This window comes from Catenibacterium sp., assembly GCF_052354645.1.
In the GTDB taxonomy this organism is placed as follows: domain Bacteria; phylum Bacillota_I; class Bacilli_A; order Erysipelotrichales; family Coprobacillaceae; genus Catenibacterium; species Catenibacterium mitsuoka_A.
The window spans coordinates 1-2,849 of record NZ_DAWDDM010000253.1 but is presented as its reverse complement, the minus strand read 5'-3'; the positions used below and the strand labels follow the sequence as shown (position 1 = coordinate 2,849).

Here is a 2,849-nt window from a genome sequence, read left to right as displayed (position 1 = left end):
TTATTTTCTAATAAATTTACACTACTCTTAGAATCAACAAGTTTTTCATCAACTAAACTATCCATCTGTTTAGTAGCCGCACTAAAGAATACATCAGCATCTAATCCCTGTTCAATCTGAATCTGTAATTTACCACTACTGTCATAAACACCCTTTACCTTCACATTTGGATATTTCTTTTCAAAACGAGGAATAAGTGTTTCTTCAAAAGTCTTTTCTAGGCTGGCTGCAGCCGCAATAGTTATAGTGACTTTCTTTTCAGACTTCTTTTCTTGACCGCATCCAGCTAAACCGAATACGAGTGAAAAAGCACATAAGACACTAACTAGTTTTTTCATGAATCGTTTCTCCATTTTTTATAATATACATTTCATGACTCAAAGCTTGGATTTCATCCTTATTATGGGACACAAAGACAACAGGTCGATGGTAAGCATCAAGTCTTATCTTCATCTCTTTTAAGAGTTCATCTTTTAAATCTTCATCGAGAGCACTGAATGGTTCATCTAAAAGAATCGCCTCAGCGTTATAAATAAGAAGTCTAGCTAAGGCAACACGCTGTTTCTGTCCCCCTGATAACTGTCTTGGATAACGCTTTTCTAATCCTTCCATATGCAACTCCTTCATCAGCTGAATCACTGAATCATGAATTGCAGTCTTATCAAGTCTGCGGGCCACAAGAGGTGAGGCAATATTGTCATAAACTGTCATATTTGGAAATAATGCATAATTCTGAAACATATAACCAATATTTCTTTCTTGTGGTGTTAAGTTAATATGTTGATTAGAATCATAGAGTACTCTTCCATCTAATACAATTCTTCCTGAATCAGGTGTTTCTATACCGGCTATACATTTAAGCGTCATACTCTTACCACTGCCACTTGGCCCCATCACACCTAAGCATATTTCATCAATCTTAAAATGAACATCTAAGTCAAATTCACTTAGTTTTTTATATATATCTACTTCTAAATGCATCTTAAAAGCCTCTCTTTTTCTTGACCCATAACTGATAAATATTCAGTAATATGACAGCCGTAAAGCATATAGCGATAATAACAACAACATAGAAAGATGCGCTATGCATATCACTGCTGACAACTTCACTATAAACAGCTAAAGGCAGTGTACGTGTTTTTCCAACAATATTACCTGCAAGCATCGCTGTAGCACCAAATTCTCCCAAACCTCTCGCAAATGATAATACACCACCACTGATAATACCTGGCAAAGCGTTAGGTACGAGTACCTTGAAGAAGATACTTGTTTCACTCATACCAAGTGTTCTTGCAGCATCTACTAAATCTGTATCCACCTGTTCGAGAGCTCCTCTTACAGAGCGATACATGATGGGAAAAGAGATGACGACTGCCGCAATCACTGTGGCACTAAAGCTAAAAGCGATACGCACACCAAATACATTTAAGAAAAATGAACCAATCGGCTGATTGACACCAAAGATGAGTAATAAGAAGAAACCCATTACTGTTGGTGGTAAAACAAGTGGAAGTGTGAAAATCCCATCAAAGATGAGTTGAATGACTTTATTTTTAAGTGTCATCATCCATCTTGCTGCAAAAAGTCCTAGAAAAAATGTGATAAAGATAGAAAAAGCAGCGCATTTAAATGAGATCCATATAGGTGAATAATCAATCATCATTTCTTGCACAATCGTGTGCATCTCCTTTTAAGATTTCTAAGCCATGATGAAGAGGATCTATAATAATATCTAAACTCTCCTTCACTGCCTTGACACTTCCTGGAAGATTTATAATGAGTGTGTTGTTTCTTATCACACTCGCGCCACGAGATAACATCGCACGATTCGTATATTTCATAGATTCATAACGAATCGCTTCAGAAATACCTGGGACAAGGCGTGTGGCCACTTTTAAAGTGGCTTCAGGTGTCACATCTCTAAGTGACAAACCTGTACCTCCTGTAGTCAAAATTAAATCATTCTCACAACGATCACTTAAATTAATAAGTGCCTGTTCAATCATTTTCTGATTATCTGGAAGAATATCTAATGATGTGACACGATAACCTCTTTCTTCCATATATTTTTTAATATAAGGACCACTTTCATCCTCTCTTTGTCCCTGACTGCCTTTATCGGATAAAGTAAGCACAGCAACACGTATACGTGAATCTGTAGGAGGTGTATAAGTCACTTCATCATCGCAATGAATTACTCCGCCATGAATGACTCTTGCGAAAATACCAAGTCGAGGCATAATACATTCACCTACCTGGTGATAAATACGACAATGAGCATGACAGCTTTTACCTCTCTGGGTGATTTCTAAATCCACTTCACCAATATGAACATGGCTTCCTACGACAAGTTCATTAAAATCAATACCAGAAATAAGAAGGTTCTCACCAAAAGCGCCATCTTCAACATCTCCACCACGTCTTTTAAAGTCTTCTCTTTCTTCATAAGGTAATAAACTGACCTGTCTATGCCATTTACCTGCATGGGCATCATGTTCTAAGCCAAAATCTTCTATTATTTTAGTTTCTTGTATAGGTTTCTTTTCAGTCCCCTTCTTCTCACTGATACAAATTGCTTCTATTTTTCCTGCCAATTGAATTCACCGCTCTTTCCACCTGTTTTCTTTATTAAATGAATATCTTTAATTTCCATTTCTTTACTAATCGCCTTACACATATCATAAATAGTTAATAATGTAACACTTACTGCGTGTAATGCTTCCATTTCTACCCCTGTCTTCCCTTTACATTTCACTGTCGCAAAGGCATGAATCTGATTGATTTCTTCATCTATTTCAAAATCAACAGTGACATTAGTAATCATTAATATATGACAAAGAGGAATCATA

At 36.4% G+C, this 2,849-nt stretch carries 5 protein-coding genes; all 5 read right to left on the bottom strand.

Annotated features, from left to right (window positions below):
* Positions 1 to 338 (bottom strand): molybdate ABC transporter substrate-binding protein (locus tag ACT8VG_RS09555; protein WP_444195725.1); only part of this gene is annotated, 338 nt, incomplete at its 3' end.
* Entirely contained in the window at positions 322 to 981 is a 660-nt protein-coding gene (locus ACT8VG_RS09550; protein ID WP_217107045.1) for a sulfate/molybdate ABC transporter ATP-binding protein, read from the bottom strand. The genes ACT8VG_RS09555 and ACT8VG_RS09550, both read right to left, overlap by 17 nt.
* 1 nt (position 982) lies before the next feature.
* Positions 983 to 1,663 carry a molybdate ABC transporter permease subunit gene (modB, locus tag ACT8VG_RS09545; RefSeq protein ID WP_444195726.1) on the bottom strand — a complete coding sequence of 227 codons (681 nt, stop codon included), beginning with the start codon at positions 1,661 to 1,663 and terminating at the stop codon, positions 983 to 985.
* On the bottom strand, positions 1,653 to 2,594 hold the full coding sequence (locus ACT8VG_RS09540; RefSeq protein ID WP_187011464.1) for an MOSC domain-containing protein: 942 nt from the start codon (positions 2,592 to 2,594) through the stop codon (positions 1,653 to 1,655). The genes modB and ACT8VG_RS09540 overlap by 11 nt, the downstream gene beginning before the upstream one ends.
* Positions 2,579 to 2,849 (bottom strand): cyclic pyranopterin monophosphate synthase MoaC (locus tag ACT8VG_RS09535; RefSeq protein ID WP_444195724.1); only part of this gene is annotated, 271 nt, incomplete at its 5' end. The genes ACT8VG_RS09535 and ACT8VG_RS09540, both read right to left, overlap by 16 nt.

Coding starts and splice junctions, on each gene's coding strand:
- ACT8VG_RS09550 (WP_217107045.1), bottom strand. CDS start 981: ATGCATTTAGAAGTAGATATATATAAAAAACTAAGTGAATTTGACTTA.
- modB (WP_444195726.1), bottom strand. CDS start 1,663: ATGATGATTGATTATTCACCTATATGGATCTCATTTAAATGCGCTGCT.